Source organism: Thiomonas sp. (genome assembly GCF_054608695.1).
This window is the reverse complement of record NZ_JBTRXV010000007.1, coordinates 20,919-36,674: the sequence shown is the minus strand read 5'-3', so window position 1 is coordinate 36,674 and position 15,756 is coordinate 20,919. Positions and strand designations below refer to the sequence as shown.

Annotated in this window: 21 protein-coding genes and 2 tRNA genes; 17 read left to right on the top strand and 6 right to left on the bottom strand. The window is 62.0% G+C overall.

Features of this window, described 5'->3' with window-relative positions; all coding sequences use genetic code 11:
- Window positions 1-13 precede the first annotated feature (13 nt).
- The 6 genes from pal (at window position 14) to ACYCUK_RS05105 (ending at window position 4,435) form a co-directional block, all read left to right on the top strand.
- Window positions 14-559 (top strand): peptidoglycan-associated lipoprotein Pal, encoded by a 546-nt coding sequence (pal, locus tag ACYCUK_RS05130; protein ID WP_461593750.1) that lies wholly within the window; start codon window positions 14-16, stop codon window positions 557-559.
- A 14-nt stretch (window positions 560-573) separates the two neighbouring features.
- A complete protein-coding gene (ybgF, locus tag ACYCUK_RS05125) occupies window positions 574-1,377 on the top strand; it encodes a tol-pal system protein YbgF (RefSeq protein ID WP_461593749.1) in 804 nt (267 codons plus the stop codon).
- Window positions 1,378-1,383: 6 nt separating this feature from the next.
- A complete protein-coding gene (gene queC / locus ACYCUK_RS05120) occupies window positions 1,384-2,115 on the top strand; it encodes a 7-cyano-7-deazaguanine synthase QueC (RefSeq protein WP_461593748.1) in 732 nt (243 codons plus the stop codon).
- A 206-nt stretch (window positions 2,116-2,321) separates the two neighbouring features.
- Window positions 2,322-3,437, top strand: a complete 1,116-nt coding sequence (locus ACYCUK_RS05115) for a YeeE/YedE family protein (RefSeq protein WP_461593808.1) — start codon at window positions 2,322-2,324, stop codon at window positions 3,435-3,437.
- A gap of 54 nt (window positions 3,438-3,491) precedes the next feature.
- Complete coding sequence (locus ACYCUK_RS05110) at window positions 3,492-4,298, top strand: tRNA threonylcarbamoyladenosine dehydratase (protein ID WP_461593747.1); 807 nt, start codon at window positions 3,492-3,494, stop codon at window positions 4,296-4,298.
- 61 nt (window positions 4,299-4,359) lie between these two features.
- Window positions 4,360-4,435: transfer RNA gene (locus tag ACYCUK_RS05105), tRNA-Lys, on the top strand.
- 20 nt (window positions 4,436-4,455) lie between these two features.
- Here the strand turns inward: ACYCUK_RS05105 and ACYCUK_RS05100 are convergent.
- The 6 genes from ACYCUK_RS05100 to ACYCUK_RS05075 all read right to left on the bottom strand — a co-directional run bounded on the left by ACYCUK_RS05100 (window position 4,456) and on the right by ACYCUK_RS05075 (window position 8,165).
- Window positions 4,456-5,454 (bottom strand): tyrosine-type recombinase/integrase, encoded by a 999-nt coding sequence (locus tag ACYCUK_RS05100; RefSeq protein ID WP_461593807.1) that lies wholly within the window; start codon window positions 5,452-5,454, stop codon window positions 4,456-4,458.
- On the bottom strand, window positions 5,364-5,699 hold the full coding sequence (locus ACYCUK_RS05095) for a helix-turn-helix domain-containing protein (RefSeq protein ID WP_461593746.1): 336 nt from the start codon (window positions 5,697-5,699) through the stop codon (window positions 5,364-5,366). The genes ACYCUK_RS05100 and ACYCUK_RS05095 overlap by 91 nt, the downstream gene beginning before the upstream one ends.
- Window positions 5,693-6,643, bottom strand: coding sequence for a rolling circle replication-associated protein (locus ACYCUK_RS05090; RefSeq protein ID WP_461593745.1), 951 nt, complete (start codon window positions 6,641-6,643; stop codon window positions 5,693-5,695). The genes ACYCUK_RS05095 and ACYCUK_RS05090 overlap by 7 nt, the downstream gene beginning before the upstream one ends.
- Entirely contained in the window at window positions 6,643-7,080 is a 438-nt protein-coding gene (locus ACYCUK_RS05085) for a hypothetical protein (RefSeq protein WP_461593744.1), read from the bottom strand. Before ACYCUK_RS05085 ends, ACYCUK_RS05090 begins: the two co-directional genes overlap by 1 nt.
- A gap of 54 nt (window positions 7,081-7,134) precedes the next feature.
- Window positions 7,135-7,503 carry a hypothetical protein gene (locus tag ACYCUK_RS05080; RefSeq protein WP_461593743.1) on the bottom strand — a complete coding sequence of 123 codons (369 nt, stop codon included), beginning with the start codon at window positions 7,501-7,503 and terminating at the stop codon, window positions 7,135-7,137.
- 416 nt (window positions 7,504-7,919) lie between these two features.
- The gene (locus ACYCUK_RS05075; RefSeq protein ID WP_461593742.1) at window positions 7,920-8,165 is read right to left on the bottom strand and encodes a YidB family protein; all 246 of its coding nucleotides are present in this window, start codon (window positions 8,163-8,165) and stop codon (window positions 7,920-7,922) included.
- 329 nt (window positions 8,166-8,494) lie between these two features.
- Between ACYCUK_RS05075 and ACYCUK_RS05070 the strand changes: the two genes are divergently transcribed.
- The 11 genes from ACYCUK_RS05070 to ACYCUK_RS05020 all read left to right on the top strand — a co-directional run bounded on the left by ACYCUK_RS05070 (window position 8,495) and on the right by ACYCUK_RS05020 (window position 15,157).
- Window positions 8,495-8,570: transfer RNA gene (locus tag ACYCUK_RS05070), tRNA-Lys, on the top strand.
- A 334-nt stretch (window positions 8,571-8,904) separates the two neighbouring features.
- Window positions 8,905-9,957: a tyrosine-type recombinase/integrase gene (locus ACYCUK_RS05065; RefSeq protein WP_461593741.1), complete on the top strand. Its 1,053-nt coding sequence runs from the start codon at window positions 8,905-8,907 to the stop codon at window positions 9,955-9,957.
- A gap of 3 nt (window positions 9,958-9,960) precedes the next feature.
- A complete protein-coding gene (locus ACYCUK_RS05060; RefSeq protein WP_461593740.1) occupies window positions 9,961-10,548 on the top strand; it encodes a hypothetical protein in 588 nt (195 codons plus the stop codon).
- A 102-nt stretch (window positions 10,549-10,650) separates the two neighbouring features.
- Window positions 10,651-10,881, top strand: a complete 231-nt coding sequence (locus tag ACYCUK_RS05055; RefSeq protein ID WP_461593739.1) for a hypothetical protein — start codon at window positions 10,651-10,653, stop codon at window positions 10,879-10,881.
- A 220-nt stretch (window positions 10,882-11,101) separates the two neighbouring features.
- Window positions 11,102-11,968: a toprim domain-containing protein gene (locus tag ACYCUK_RS05050; protein WP_461593738.1), complete on the top strand. Its 867-nt coding sequence runs from the start codon at window positions 11,102-11,104 to the stop codon at window positions 11,966-11,968.
- On the top strand, window positions 11,965-13,437 hold the full coding sequence (locus ACYCUK_RS05045) for a DUF3631 domain-containing protein (protein WP_461593737.1): 1,473 nt from the start codon (window positions 11,965-11,967) through the stop codon (window positions 13,435-13,437). The genes ACYCUK_RS05050 and ACYCUK_RS05045 overlap by 4 nt, the downstream gene beginning before the upstream one ends.
- Window positions 13,437-13,895, top strand: a complete 459-nt coding sequence (locus ACYCUK_RS05040; protein ID WP_461593736.1) for a TubC N-terminal docking domain-related protein — start codon at window positions 13,437-13,439, stop codon at window positions 13,893-13,895. Before ACYCUK_RS05045 ends, ACYCUK_RS05040 begins: the two co-directional genes overlap by 1 nt.
- Window positions 13,892-14,056, top strand: coding sequence for a hypothetical protein (locus ACYCUK_RS05035; protein ID WP_461593735.1), 165 nt, complete (start codon window positions 13,892-13,894; stop codon window positions 14,054-14,056). The genes ACYCUK_RS05040 and ACYCUK_RS05035 overlap by 4 nt, the downstream gene beginning before the upstream one ends.
- Window positions 14,037-14,204, top strand: a complete 168-nt coding sequence (locus ACYCUK_RS05030) for a hypothetical protein (RefSeq protein ID WP_461593734.1) — start codon at window positions 14,037-14,039, stop codon at window positions 14,202-14,204. Before ACYCUK_RS05035 ends, ACYCUK_RS05030 begins: the two co-directional genes overlap by 20 nt.
- Entirely contained in the window at window positions 14,201-14,674 is a 474-nt protein-coding gene (locus ACYCUK_RS05025; RefSeq protein WP_461593733.1) for a hypothetical protein, read from the top strand. Before ACYCUK_RS05030 ends, ACYCUK_RS05025 begins: the two co-directional genes overlap by 4 nt.
- Before the next feature lie 72 nt (window positions 14,675-14,746).
- Window positions 14,747-15,157 carry an HGGxSTG domain-containing protein gene (locus ACYCUK_RS05020; protein ID WP_461593732.1) on the top strand — a complete coding sequence of 137 codons (411 nt, stop codon included), beginning with the start codon at window positions 14,747-14,749 and terminating at the stop codon, window positions 15,155-15,157.
- The last annotated feature ends 599 nt before the right edge of the window (window positions 15,158-15,756 follow it).

The following is a 15,756-nucleotide window of genomic DNA, read 5'->3' as shown; positions in this document are numbered from 1 at the left end:
TTGGAGAATCACGATGAACCAACGCTCTGCCCTTCTGCTCACGGCCCTCGCCGCAGCGCTCACCCTGGGCGGCTGCGCCTCGGGGGTGAAAATGCAACCGGCTCCGGTCGAATCCAAGACCGCTGCTCCCGTGAGTGGTACCGCGGGGGCCAACGCCCAGGGCGCCGGGCAAAGCCAGGTCGCCGCAGTGCAGGCCCCCGCCGAGAACAACGCCGGCCCCGGCCCTGACGTACCCAAGAGCGTGTTCTTCGCCTTCAACAGCTATGTGGTCGAGGGCAAATACCGTCCGGTGCTGGAAAACAATGCGCAGTACCTGACCGGCCACCCGGCCGCGCATGTGCAATTGCAAGGCAATACCGATGCCCGCGGCAGCCGTGAATACAACCTGGCGCTTGGCCAGAAACGTGCCGATGCGGTGATGAAGGGCATGGAACTGCTGGGCGTCAAACCCAGCCAGATGGAAGCCATCAGCTACGGCAAGGAAAAGCCCAAGGCACTGGGCAACACCGAGGCTGATTACGCCGAAAACCGCCGTGTGGACATCGTCTACCAGAAATGATGCAGCGCAACGCGATGGAAGCGCCCCGCCCTGCGGGGTTTGCCCGACTGCGCCGCGGGGCTCCGGCCCTGCTGCTCAGCCTTGGGCTCGGGCTGGCATGGCTGCCCCAGGCGCATGCCGACATGTTTCCCGACAACGAGGCGCGCCGCGCCATTCTGGACCTGCGCGGGCAGATTGCGCAAAACCAGCAGGCCAACCAGGCGCAATTGGCGCAGCAGGCGCAGCAGATCCAGCAGGTCCGCAGTTCGCTGCTCGATCTGGCGAATCAGATCGAGCAGCTCAAAACTGAAATCGCCCAGCTGCGTGGCCAGCAAGACACCACCACGCGCCAGCTCAACGACACCATCGCCAAGGTGGCCGCAAGCCAGAAAGACCTGAGCCAGCGCATGGCGCCGCTGGAACCGGTGGCGGTGCAGATCGGTGGCAAGAGCTACACCGTGCAGCCGGCTGAAAAGGCGGCTTACGAACAGGCGTTGGCGGCCTTCCGCAGTTCCGATTTTGCCGGGGCCGGTAGCCAGTTCAAGGCGTTCCTGGCCCAGTATCCATCGAGCCCCTATGCCTCGGAGGCGCAGTATTGGCTGGCCAATTCCCTGTACGCGCAAAAGCAGTACAAAGATGCCGTCACGGCCTTCAACGGCCTCATCAACGGCTACCCGGGCAGCAGCCGCATCCCCGAGTCCATGCTCGGATTGGCCAATTGCCAGGTGGAGTTGCGCGAAGTGCGTGCAGCCAGGCTCACGCTGCAAAAACTGGTGAAGAACTACCCGCAGTCCGAGGCCGCGCAAGCCGCCAAGGACCGCCTGGCCAAGTTGCGCTGAAGGCGCATGGCTGAAGCAACAGCGCCGGTGGCGGCCGGCACGCCCGCCGTGGTGTTGCTGTCGGGCGGCCTGGATTCAGCCACCGTGCTGGCCCAGGCGCGCGCCCAGGGCTTCAGCTGCTACGCCCTCTCCTTGCACTACGGCCAGCGCCACAGCGCCGAGCTGGATGCGGCGCGGCGGGTGGCCCAGGCGCTGGGTGCGGCGCGGCATGAAGTCATCCAGCTCGATCTGGCGCGTTTCGGCGGCTCGGCCCTCACCGATACCGCGCTGCAGGTCCCCACTGCAGGCGAGCAGGGCGGCATTCCCATCACCTACGTGCCCGCGCGCAACACCGTGATGCTGGCGCTGGCCTTGTCGTGGGCCGAGGCGCTGGGGGCGCGCGATTTGTTCTACGGCGCCAACGCGGTCGATTATTCCGGCTACCCGGACTGCCGCCCCGAGTTCGTGGCCGCGTTCGAGCGCCTGGCCAACCTCGCGACCAAGGCCGGGGTGGAGGGCGGGCACATCCGCGTGCGTGCGCCCATCATCCAGTTGAGCAAGGCGCAAATCATCCGCGAAGGCCTGCGCCTGGGCGTTGACTACAGCCAGACCGTGAGCTGCTATCAGGCCGACGACCAGGGCCGCGCCTGCGGGCGTTGCGATTCCTGCCGCATCCGCGCCGCCGGCTTCGCCGAAGCCGGCGTGGCCGACCCCACACGCTACCAGTCTGCCGATCAACCCGCTTCACCTCGGGCCTGATTCTCACCAGCCTGGCGCTGCCTGAACCGATGCAGTCTTGAGTCGGGCTGAAACGGCGAAGGCATCCAGCCGGCATACCCTTGCAGACCCGAGTCGTTTCACCCGCATTGCAGCGGCGTGTGACAATTCCCGATTGCCATGCGGCAACGCAAGCAAACGGCCCCATCGCCACCCCGGATCATTCCGCACCCTTCATCAACATTGCCTTGCAAGACCTCTCCATCACCGCCCTCACTGCCACCGTACTGTGGTGGACGTTCTTCCTGAGCGTGGCCTTCGGCGCCGTCATGCACCGCTCCCAGTTCTGCGCCATGGGCTCGGTTGCCGACATCGTCAATTTCGGCGACTGGACGCGCATGCGCATGTGGGCGCTGGCCATTGCCACGGCGCTGCTGGGCACCAGTGTCCTGGCGGCTCTGGGTCAGATCAACACCGACCAGACCATCTACACCGCCAACCGCGTGCTGTGGCTCTCGGCCCTGCTGGGCGGGGTGATGTTCGGCTTCGGCATGGTGCTGGCGTCGGGCTGCGGCAGCAAGACCCTGGTGCGCCTGGGAGCGGGCAGCCTCAAGGCGCTGGTGGTCTTCGTCATGCTGGCCGTGGGTGCCTACGCCACGCTGCGCGGCATCACCGCCGAGTTGCGGGTCTATGGGCTTGACCGCGTGGCCGTGGCGCTGAATGGCGCGCAAGACCTGCCCTCGGTCCTGGCCCGGCATACCGCCATCGCCCGCCCCACCTGGCTGCTCGTCCTGGGCGTCGGCGCGGCGCTGGCGCTCGGGGCATGGGCGCTGTGGCCGCGCGAGGCGCGCAGCCTGCGGCATCTGCTCGGGGGCATCGGCATCGGCGCGCTGGTCGTGGCTCTGTGGTGGGTGTCCGGCCATCTCGGCTTCGTGGCGGAAGACCCGCAAACGCTGCAGCACGCTTACGTTGGCAGCACCGGGAACCACATGGAGTCGTTCACCTTCGTCGCACCGCTGGCCTATACGCTGTACTGGTTCCTCATGTACAGCGACGCCAGCAATGTGCTGAGCATCGGCATCGTCTCGGTGTTCGGGGTCATCGCCGGCTCCGCGCTGCACGCGCTGGCCACCCGGCGTTTTCGCTGGGAAGGGCTGGCCGGAGTGGAGGACACGGCCAACCATATCGTCGGCGGCTTGCTCATGGGCATCGGCGGCGTCACCGCCATGGGCTGCACCATCGGCCAGGGCATCACCGGCGTGTCCACCCTGTCCATCACGAGCTGGATTGCCCTGGCCTCCATCATCGGCGGCGGTGTGCTGGGCGTGAAGTTCCAGGCCTGGCGGCTGGATCGGGCGGGTTGAACCGCACGCCTCGCTCGAAGCTGCGGCTCGTTATTCGCTGCGTTCATCCCTCCCATGTCAGCCCTGCCCTGCAGCGCCAATCTGCCCGACCCTGAGCGCCGCTTCGGCGGCGTGGCGCGGCTTTACGGCGCACAGGCCGCGGCCCGGATCCGCACGGCCCATATCGTCATCGTCGGCGTTGGCGGCGTTGGCTCCTGGGCTGCGGAGGCGCTGGCTCGCAGCGGCATCGGCGCGCTGACGGTGATCGATCTCGACCATGTTGCCGAGTCCAACATCAACCGCCAGATTCAAGCGCTCGACTCCACCCTCGGCATGGCCAAGGTCCGGGCGCTGGCATCCCGCATCGCCGACATCAACCCTGCGTGCAGGGTGCACGAAGTGGAAGACTTCGCCAGCCCCGACAACCTCGCCAGCCTCATCCCTGCGAACGCGCAAGCCCTGCTCGACTGCTGCGATCAGGCCCGCACCAAAGCCGCCCTGGCTGCACACGCGCTGCAGCACAAACTGGCCATCATCATGGCCGGCGCCGCAGGCGGCAAACGCCAACCACAGCGGGCGCAGGTTCTTGACCTGGCCGAAGTACGCAACGACCCCCTGCTGGCCAAGGTGCGCTACCGCCTGCGCCGCGCCCATGGCGCACCGCGCAGCGGCCCGATGGGCGTGCCCTGCGTCTGCTCGGCCGAGCCCGTATTCATGGCAACGGCCGGCGATGGCAGTCAGGCCGACCAGGCCCCGCAGGGCCTCAACTGCGCCGGCTACGGCTCCAGCGTCATGGTCACGGCCACTTTCGGCATGGTCGCTGCCAGCCTTGCGCTCGAAGCAGTCATGCAGCCGATGCGCCCTTTGAGTGAGCGCGCGTGAATTCCTCCATGCCATACTTCCAAGAAACCGTCGCCTGGCCTTTGCTATGATTGACGGCTTTGGGTCGTTAGCTCAGTCGGTAGAGCAGCGGACTTTTAATCCGTTGGTCGCGTGTTCGAGTCACGCACGACCCACCAGTGAACATAGGCCTCTGGCATCATGCGTCAGGGGCTTTTTCATGCCCTTGTGCCGTAGATGTGCCGTCAAGAAGACCGGACAGGGCTTCGGCGTGGGGCGCTAGGTGCATTGGTGCAAGGTGCGCGTAACGACGAACCATGCTCGGAGTCTGCCAACCACCCATTTCCTGGAGGGCATAAAGCGGCGTTCCGTGTTGAGCGTGCCAACTGGCCCACGTGTGGCGCAAGTCGTGCCAGCGGAAATTCTCGATACCTGCACGCTTAACTGCTTCGCGCCATGCTCGAGTGTTGGCGTAGGCGATAGGTTCGCCGCGAAACGTGAACACTCTTTCAGGATGCTCGCCCTTGCAACGTTCCAGGATGCCCATTGCGTCGCCGTTCAGTGGCACGCCTATGCCCATCCCTGCCTTCGCCTCATCGGGGTGGATCCAGGCCGTCTTGCGAGCCATATCGATCTGGTCCCACCGCAAGTCGCGCACGTTGGCTTGGCGCAACCCTGTCGCCAACGCAAACACGACCATATTGCGCTGATGCTCGGGCAGTTCAGCAAGCAGTCGCAGCGCCTGCTCCAGCGTGAGCCAGCGCACACGACGCTTAGGCTCAGGGTAAAGCGAAACCTTCGGGGCACGGTCGAGCCATTCCCACTCCAGCCAGGCCTTGCGCAAAATCGCACGGATCAAAGCGAGGTAGCGATTAGCCGTCGAGTTGGAGGACGCGCCGGCCTTCTTGCGCGCAATCTCGGCGATTACTTCGCGGGTCAACGAGTCCAGACGTCGCATCGACAAGTGTGGCTGCAACCATCGCAGCTTGGCCTTGTCCTCATCATAGGTGGCCTTGTGCGACGACTCTTCAAGCCATTTCAATGCGGCCTCATCCCAGGTGCGCACAGGCTTCTCGCCGAGCTTTGCAACGCGCCAGGCTTCCGCCTTCAGCTTGTCATGCAGTTCTTGCGCCTGGGCTCTGTCTCCGCTGCAAGCAGACGTTCTAACGCGTTCGCCGCTTGGAGTGGTGAAGTCGATCCACCAGATTTTTTTGCGTTTGTAGAGTGCCATGATTCGAGGCGGCGATAGCGCAGGGACGCCGAGACAGCCTGGGTTCGAGTTGGGTAAAGGGATCGCAGGTAGTCAGCCAGATCGGTTTCGATGAAGACCCATCGCCGCCCAACTTTGGCACCTGGAAGAATGCCAAGGCGTGCGCGCTTACTAACCTCCTGCGGGTGCAGTTTCAGGAAGCTGGATGCTTCGTCGAGCGACAAGGTCAACATGCAGCACCGCGGGGCGCATCAAGGCGCGAATATGGGCCTGCGATGTCTAGGATGCCGCCTACGTAGCGGAATAGTTCCGTCGCAACAAGGCGGCCTCCGCTAAAGGACACCCGCCAGGGCGATTGCACGCAAACCCCCGTACTTCGTTCAACCAGTCCGACACGTTGGATTCGCACATACTGATCGCCAATCCCGGCGAAAGGCTTGAGCCATGCGGGCAGGTTGAACCACCGACGAACCTGGCGCCCGAATTGGTCGAGGCCGCCGCCGCCGTGGAGTCTGGCACCCTTCGGCAGCTGTGCATCTGAGTCGAACTTGCTGACGTATTTGACGAGGTAACCAACTGCGTTGCGCGCCCATTCGATCCGTGTGTGTCCATGAGGCCACCATCCTTGCTTGTCAGGTTTAGGGAGAGTGAGGCCACGTGGCAGCCAAAGCAGCACGTGGTAATGCAGGGCGCCGCGCTGCTGGAGCTCAGCGACCCAGACATAGGGAAACGCATGACCACGTCGTGCTAGCCAATGGCGGATGCGTTGAAGAAGGTCTGAGATATGACACCGTTGCCAGCCATCCACGTCCCGATAGGTCAAAGTGAGCATGGCCGGTTTGAATCGGCGAGGACCAAGTTCAAACTGAACCATGCGTGCTGTAGTTAAAACAGACCGACGCATACGCTTCATGCGGCCCGCTTTCTCATCAATCTCAACAGACCGGAAAGCAGGCGTACCACTTGTTCCATAGTTGACAAGCCCAGGGGGCGGCACCACTGCATGGTGCGAAAAGGCAACAGAAGAAGGCCCGAAAAGAGCAGGAGAGAAGGCTCCGGCAGATGCCGAATGAACATCAAGAGGAAACGACCCCGCGCGAACGGGGGCGGTCGAGCCGCCCAGCGACCGCGCGGGGGTGGTCGGTGTGAACCCCATCTGCTGGCTGGTGGAAGCCATCAGGAGCACCCCTGCGAGTGTCCAAGCATGAGCCCCTGCAAGAGGGTGCGCTGCTGTGCTCCTAGCTGAATCTGAGGCACGAACCAGACGGAACCGAGCTTGACGAAGGGCACGAACTGGAGACCACCGAGCCCAACCATGGGCACAAGATCGTGACCGATGACATCGTGGAGCGGCACGAACTCCAGCGCCATGAAATCGGCGAGAGAAAGCTGGTCAAGCTCGCCTGAGCCTGAGGTGGCCACAGGCAGGAGCCGGTGTGCCCCTATGTCGAGTAGGAGAGAGAGCTGATGACCTCCTAGCTCGACTAGGTTCGCAAGCTCGATGGGGGCGCACTCAACCAGAGAAACAAGCACCTGTGAGGAGATGTCGAACAGAGACACCAGGTGCAGATGAGCATGCGGTGCTGCGGAGTCTGGAAATAGAGGGTTTTTCATGATCCCTCCACTTTAGAGGGATCATGAAGCTACGTCAAGGGATTTTAATAACCCCTATTTGAGGGTGCGGCGCTGTTCTCTGGCTATATCCAGCTTTTGCGCTCCAGAAACAACCTTCCAGAAGTTGCTGAACGCCTGTGCAGCCAGGAAGCCCAAGGAACGATTTGACTCTGGACCAGCTTCGTCGAATGCCTCTCGAACCTTGATACCTAGGATGGCCTCATATTTGGCAACGGTCTTTTTTGTGTGTACCAGATACAGCACCTTCCAGCCAACGTGACGCCCGAGAACGTACATGCCGATGGCCGATTCGAGCTCATCAAGCTGGCCGCTGAAACGGTGCACTGCGCCGTCGAAAAGCTCAAGCATGCGCATGGCTTCATCCGCATCAAGAGAGGGAGCACGGGGGCGAGGTTTGGTCATGGACGAAGCATATCAAATAAGGGTCGATAAAAACCCCTCTTATTAGCGTGCGTATGCAGTTCTCGGCTGATGCGCTCAAATAGACCAACACCGTCGCTGTGCAGCTCGCGGGCCGCGCGGCCCGTAACGAAAGCACAGAATGCCGCCAAAGGCGGGCTAGCAAAAGGAAGCTCTGCGATAAGCGATGTTGTGCCGCCAATGTGACGCGCTGCACAGTCGAAGCCCATCACTCGCAGCGTCTCGCCACAGATGAAAAAAGCACCTCGGGTCATGGAACTCGACTTTTAATCCGTTGGTCGCGTGTTCGAGTCACGCACGACCCACCAGATGACAACAAAACAAAAGCCCGTGGCTGCATCGTCAGCATCCACAGGCTTTTGCTTCGCCCCCTGCCGCAAGAGCTGAAGTGCGAAACCTCAGCCGAACAGCTCGCCCTTGAGCCTGCCGAGACCCTGCGACAACAAATCGCCTTCCGGAATTTGGCCGCCTGGAGTGAGCTTGTCCACCAGTTGCGGCAGCAGTTCCGACAAGCCAGAGGCCGCCTGTGTCGGATCGATACCGGCCTTGGCAGCGAGTTCTTTGACGGTGTCGCTCCCGAGCACTTGATGGATCTGATCTGCGGACACGGGCTGGTTCTGTCCCGTACCAATCCACGACCGCACCACCTCGACCAGCCCGCCGTTCTGGAACTTCTCGGCCAGTCCAGCCAGGCCACCCGGCTTGGTTTTGAATCATGCTCATCACGGCGCCCATCATGGAGTTTGGGTTGGCGCCGGAGCCGCCAGTCAGAGCACCCAACGCCTCGTCGAACAACCCCATCTTCTTGTACTCCTCAAGTTGACCATCGAATGTTCAGAGCAGCCGACCCCTGGTTTTCAACCACCATTGTCAACAACACGCCATCGGCCCCGGCTGCTCGCTCGGCGCCCATCTTTTGCCGGGCCGATCTGGCCAAAGATGGGGAGAAATGCGCTATGATGCTCGGCTTTTCGGGGGTATAGCTCAGTTGGTAGAGCAGCTGACTCTTAATCAGTAGGTCCTGGGTTCGAATCCCTGTGCCCCCACCAATAGATTCAAGCACTTAGCCCACCTTCGCCGGTGGGCTTTTTGCTTCCTGGGGCACTGGTGGGGCACTCAGAGATAAAACCACGCAACACAGCGCAGCACAATGGCCGGGACGGTGCAGACCTGAACCCGGCATTTTTTCGCCTGTCACTGCCCCATCACTGCCCCATTTTTTCGAGCAGATGCCCCATGAGTGCCCCGCCGGAAAAGCGGAATAGTGCAAGCCATTGTTTTTACTGCTATTTATCGTCATGAGCTACGGATAGGCTATCAGGTGTTGCCTTTTATTGTGTGTTCCGATACGCTGAGAACCATCGGAACGAAAGGCGGCACGTCATGGCGAACATCGAAAAGCGCACCAGCGAGCAGGGCACCACCTTCAGGGTGAAAGTTCGACTGAAGGGACATCCGGCGCAGTCCGCATCATTCGAGCGACTGACAGACGCACGTCGATGGGCACAGCAGACAGAAGCCGCGATTCGTGAAGGCCGTCACTTCGCTGGCACGGCTGCCAAGCGCACCACGCTGGCTGACGCCATCGACCGCTTCAAGCGGGAGAAGCTGCCCAGCCTGAACGGGCAAGCCGACCGCCTGCGCTATCTGAATTTCTGGACGGATTCACTGGGTGCTTACGCCTTGGCCGATGTGACCCCGAAGCGCATCAATGAAGTTATGCAGGCGCTCGCCACCGAACCCAGCGCACGCACACACGCGCCGCGCAGTGCCGCCACCTTGGGCCAGTACCGCCAAGCCCTATCCGGCGTCCTAGGTGCTTGTGTGAAGGGATGGGAGTTAATCGACGTTTCGCCCATGCACCGCGTGAGCAAGCCGAAGCTGCCGGGCGGGCGTGTGCGGTATCTCAGCGACCCCGAGCGCGACAAGCTGTTGACCGAGTGCAAGGCATCGAGCAGTGCAGACCTCTACGCCGCCGTCATCCTGGCATTGACCACCGGCGCACGGCAGGCCGAAATCATGGGCGCGACATGGGCGCAGGTTGACCTTGGCCGCCGCGTGCTGATTCTCGAAAAGACGAAGAACGGAGAGCGGCGCGCACTGCCCCTGGCTGGCCCTGCCCTGGTTGTCCTGCAATTGCGCATTCGTCGAATCGACACCGACCTGATTTTTCCCGCCAAGAACCCGAAGCAGCCTATCGACCTGCGCAAGCCGTGGGAAACCGCACTTAAGCGCGCTGGCATTGAGGATTTTCACTGGCACGATTTGCGGCACACCTGCGCTAGTTATCTCGCAATGAGCGGCGCGAGCTTGGCCGAAATCGCGGAGATTCTCGGACACAAAACCCTGGCGATGGTGAAGCGATACAGCCATTTGTCACATGACCATGTGGCGAGCGTTGCCGAGCGCATGGCCGCGAAATACTTTCAGGGGTGAACGATGGAATATCGAGTTCCCGTCAAAATCCGCGCCATGCTTGGCCCAAAGCCGACCGAGCAGGGCTACCCCATGACCGGGATTGTGAGCACGCCGGACGGCGATTATCTCGGCGCGGTGAGCGGGTTCGTGCCTCGACCTCAGCCAAAGCGCAAGGGCAGACCGAAGACGCCGGAAGCCGCGATGCTGCGTTACTGCAAATTCTTGGCGCAATGGGCAAACCCGCAAACCAATACGGACCTGACCGACAAGCCCGGCGCACGGCGGCGCGCTGGCCTCACGGTGGCGGACGAAAACACTTTGCAGCGACAGGCGCGGCGCGATGAATTGGCGTGCATGGGATGGCTGGAAGTTGTGATTCACCAGCGCGGCATCGTGCATGAGGTAATCGTTTTCCCAGCGACGCCAGCCGTGGCCGTAGCAACGAATGCTCTTCGCATCATCGGGCCAGCATGGCGCTACCAGGGCGGCGCTTTGGCTCACGGTGATGTGAACCTCACCATCGCACTGCACGGGGACGCTGACGCCCTGGTAGCGCGCATTCGAGCCGAGCGAACGATTCTTGCTCTGCCTGGAGCGCCGGACATTTAATCGACGAAAACGGGGGCGCTTTATTGTCCTGGATTTCTGTACAGTAGTTCCTTTCAATGTGGTCATCGCACACCGCGATGAAACACAAAAGGAATCTACCCCATGGAAGCCACAATTCACGAAGCCACCCGTTTTGTTACGGTGCGCGACTTGCCGAAGTATGAGCCAGCCTTTACAAACGGCGGCATGCGGCACATTCTTTTCTTTCGTGGCCCGGAGCTTGAAAAAGCAGGAGTTACAACCCGCTTCGGGCGAAAAATCCTGATTGACCTGCCCGCGTTTCGGGCCTGGGTGGCATCGGGTGGCGCTCGCCACATCGCAGGGGCGAAATAATGGCCGCCCGCCTGTTGTTCGCGCTGCGCCGCTTCGCTCATCGGCTGCTCGACGTGGCGCTGTTGCTGGGAGTGCGACCATGAGCCGCGCCAATGAAAACGCCCGGCGGCAACCGGGCGCGGCACAGCAAAACCAACGCCGCAATTTTAGCCCAGTCAGCCAGGCCAAGTCACGCGCCGCGCTGTCCGCAATGGCACCGCACCAAGACGCCTGCGCGGCAATGCTCGACGTGCTGCGCGCCCACGGCGCTGAGCCAGCCGACCCGAGTGCAATCATTGCCGATGGCGTGCTGCACCGCTACCAAGTCGCCGCCGACAAGCCACGCAGTCGCAACGGCTGGTTCGTTCTGTACGACGACCACGGAGCGGGCGGTTCTTGGAAGTCTGGCGCGACTGTTGGCTGGAGTTCCAAGGCCACGGCCAAAATGACGCGGCAGGAAAAAGATGCGCATTTCGCCAGCGTTCGCCAAGCCCAGGCCGAAGCCCATCACCAGCGTGCTGCCGAACATCAAGCCGCTGCCGAACGAGCAGCACTGTTATGGGATAACGCGACACCCGCAACGGCAGAGCACGCCTATCTCGTTCGCAAGCGCATTCCACCTGGCAATGCTCGACAGCAAGGCGAACTGCTTGTGCTGAAAATCGAGGACGTGCACGGCGCAACCAAGTCGCTCCAATACATATCAGGCGATGGCACCAAGCGCATGCTGTCTGGCGGCGCGAAACGCGGGCACTTCATTCTTGTGGCTGGTTCGCTGCCGGCCGCCTGCATCGTCATAGGCGAAGGCTTTGCGACGTGCTCCACAGCCGCAACGCAGTTCCCCGGTGCTTGCGTGCTGGCTGCAACCGACGCGGGCAATCTTGCGACTGCCGCACTCGCAATCCGTGCCAAGTACCCAGCCGCTGAAATCGTTGTGGTTGCCGATGATGATCGATTGACGCCTGGCAATCCGGGACTGACGAAGGCAAGCGCTGCCGCTGCTGCGGTTCACGGCAAGCTCTGCCGCCCTGTCTGGCCAGATGGTGCGCCTGAGTCGCTGTCGGACTTCAATGACCTTGCATGCTGGCTGCTGGAGGTGGCAGCATGAGCGCCCTGCCGATGGTTGTAGATCAACCGCAAGAAAGCATCACCGCATCCATCGCGCGCCTAGCCGCCATGCCGCCATTGGATTACGAGTTGGTACGCGAGCGCGAAGCGAAAGCACTGGGACTGCGCACCGCCGTCCTTGACCAAGAAATCAAAACGGCACGCGAAGCAGGGCGCGAGACATCACCCGGCAAGGGCGCGATGTTTGCCGAGGTTGTGCCGTGGCCTGACCCCGTGAACGCCGATGCACTGCTGCACGAAATTCGCGCCACCATCAAGCGGTTCATCGTGTGCGAGCCTGAAACGCGAGTTGCCGTGACGCTGTGGGCTGCGTTCACCTGGCTGATAGACGCGGTTGAAGTCGCGCCATTGGCTGTAATTACGGCACCGGAAAAGCGCTGCGGGAAATCGCAACTGCTAAATCTCATGGGCAAATTGGCACGCCGCCCGCTGGTTGCATCGAATATCAGCCCAGCCGCCACATTCCGGGTAATCGAAGCACACCAGCCCACATTGCTGATTGACGAGGCTGATTCGTTTTTCAAGGAAAACGAGGAACTGCGCGGCATCATCAATTCAGGCCACACGCGGCAAAGTGCCTACGTCATCCGCACAGTGGGCGAGGATTTTGAGCCAAAGCAGTTCAGCACCTGGAGTGCGAAAGCAATTTCAGGCATCGGGCACCTGGCTGAAACGCTGATGGATCGGGCCATTGTCCTGGAATTGCGCCGCAAGCTGCCGACCGAAACGGTGGAGCGCCTGCGCCATGCAGAGCCGGGTTTGTTCAATCGCCTGGCGTCCAAGCTGGCACGGTTCGCGGACGACGCTGCGCCATACATCGAACGCGCCCGGCCTGCACTGCCAGAAGCCCTGAACGACCGTGCGCAAGACAACTGGGAGCCGTTGCTGGCCATTGCCGACTATGCCGGTGGCGACTGGCCGCGCCTGGCCCGTGACGCTGCTTTGAAAATATCGGGTGCCGAGCAAGACGCGGTTTCGCTGTCGGCTGAACTGCTTGCCGATGTGCAAGAGGTGTTTGAGTTCAAACACTTGGCACGGCTCAAAACCGCTGACCTGATTCAGGCACTGATCGACGACGATATGAAGCCCTGGGCAACGTACAACCGGGGCCGCCCCATGTCTCCGCGTCAATTGGCGAAGCGGTTGGAGGATTACGGCATTCGACCAAAGACGCAACGGATGGGTTCAGGCATCGCCAAAGGTTACGACGTAGCCGACATGCGCGACGCCTTCGTTCGATACCTTCAACCGGCACCCCCTGAAAAGGGCGATTTATCCGTAACACCGTCACAAGCCAATGATTCTGCGGCTCTCCGCGTTACGGATGTGGGCGATGTAACGGTAACGGGGGCTGCTGCCGTAACGCGGAGAGCCGCAGAAACACTGGGCTGTAACGGTGTTACGGCAAAAACCGCCTTTTCAGACAACCCTGAAGGCGAGGTGTTTTGATGAACGCCATGACCCTGATTCGTGAACTCAAGGCCGCTGGCCTGACGCTCGACCCTGCGCCGGATGGCTTGCACGTCACGCCAAAGACGCGCATCACGCCGGAACTGCGGGAGCACATTCGTGCCCACAAAGCCGAAATTCTGGCTGCGCTTCAACAGCCCGCAAACGACGCCAACGACCTCGACGAAGCGCAGGCCGAACGCGCAGCCATCCGGGAGCATGACGGTGGCATCAATCGCGGCATCGCCGAACTACTGGCACGTCATGGTGATGCGTCGGCTGGTGGCGTCGATTGGACGGTTTGCCGCCTGGTGGCAGACGCTCAGGCATCGCGCCGATGGCTTGTAGTCACGGCGCTGGGCTGTACGACGCTCACCAGCTCGGAACCAAGGACGCGGGCCGAAATCATGAAGGCCATGTGCTACAGCACGGCGCTGCCGATTGGAGAGCAGCCATGAGTGAACCGACATTCGCGCAAATGGTGCAAATCCACAGCCGCCACCTTGCTGGCGAGACTGCCGAAGCCATCGCCGCCCGCCTGGGCTTGCCACTTGAGCAGGTTCTCGAAACACTTTTTCCACCCGCCCGAAAGGCACACCATGAAACCCACCACCCCTGAACTCAACAGCCAAGTTCGTGAGCACCTCGCAAAGCTCAAACCAGCCGAGGCGCACAGCGTTGGCCGCAGTTCTTCAAGCCGCGCCGCATTCGTGGCAATGGTCGAAAAACTGGCATCACAACCCGCAACCCCGAAGGAATCGAAATGAACTCCGCCGAAAAATGGGCATCATTCGACGCCGCCCGCACCGCTTCGCTGTTCGAGATTGGCGAGCGGCTGCGCCTGGCACGCGAGGCGCAGGTTCACCTGCAAGCCGACTTCGCCCGAGCACGCACCACGGTGCTCGACCCCTTCAGCAGCCCGAAAGCACGCGCAGCGGCGATTCAAACTCAGGTCGCAGCGGTCGCAGGCGGCCCGCAAGCTGCCGAGACGGTGCGCGTGCTGGAGGCTGAGCAGAGCGCCGCCCTGCGTGGCGACCATCCCGCGATGGTCGCGCTGCGATTGAGCGCTCAGCTCAGCGAGCGGGCGGAGCACGTCGCCACGGCCGGCCGCGCAGACGCCGCGCTACGGGACGTGATGCACTCTTTTGGGGTGCAGGCCGCGCTAGGCGGCGCTGAGGGCGCTACGGGACGCGTCAAGGCGCTGGAGCGGGCCGCCGAGTTCCTGGGGGCCTCATGAGCGAAAAGCCGACAACGAAAGCCTCCCGTTTCGCCTGGAGGCCGCCGCGCAGGTGATGCGTGCGGGCATGGCATGAGCAAATCCCACCAGAGCGGCCAAGGAACCGGCGCGCACCGCTACCCCCCGCAGCGCGCCAGCCCTGGGACTGCGCACCTGCAATACGAGATTTGGAAGCGCGAAAACGATGCGAGGTGGGCGACGTGGTGGGCAGAGAGCAAAGCAGCCGAGCGCATCGAGGCATTGCATCGGCAAATCCGCGACGCTGGCCTAGAGCCGGAAACGCCCGAAGGCCAGCGACTTCAGCGCAAGATTGAGCGCAGCGGCTTAAATCTTTGCCTTGCACGGAACCGACACGGCGGGTTATGCCGATGCCTGGGCGACGGCAACGGCGGGCGCTGCAAGTTCCACGGTGGACGCAGCACGGGCGCGAAAACACCCGAAGGGCGGGCGCGGGCACTGGCGAACCTGAAGCGCGGGCGGTGAATTTCGCCACAAGTACGCAGGCGCGGGATGGACTGCGAGAGACACCCCCCGTAAAACTAGAGATTCCCGGCCTATGGGGTTCGGGTGGCGTGCTATCAAAAGCTAACATTCCCGGCCCTATGGGGTGCGATGGACTGATTGCTAAAACTTATCATTCCCGCGCACTTCGCAGCCCGCTATCGCCTGCGGCAGCGAAACTACGCGACAGCCTGCGCCGCGTGCTGGGGGTGAGCCATGCGAACCCTTGAGCGCCGGGTTTGTCGTTTCTGGAGCGGGCAACATGCCGGCCATCGAGCGCAATGCCGTGGGGCACTGGCGGGGCACTCAGGGGCAAATAATGGCAGTTATCCACAGCACGACACAAAACAACGGCACGCCTAAGTCACTGATTTACATGCTGTTGTCTGTTGCGCTGTGCTGCCGAATATAGTTTTCAGGGGACTCTTAATCAGTAGGTCCTGGGTTCGAATCCCTGTGCCCCCACCAAATTCTTGTCGGCGAAGGCCGCATGCGCTTGAGCAATCAACCGCATGCGGCCTTTTGTTTTGTGGGCTGTGGTTTTGTTGACTTACATTTCACCGCATTCAGCATTTTGAAAG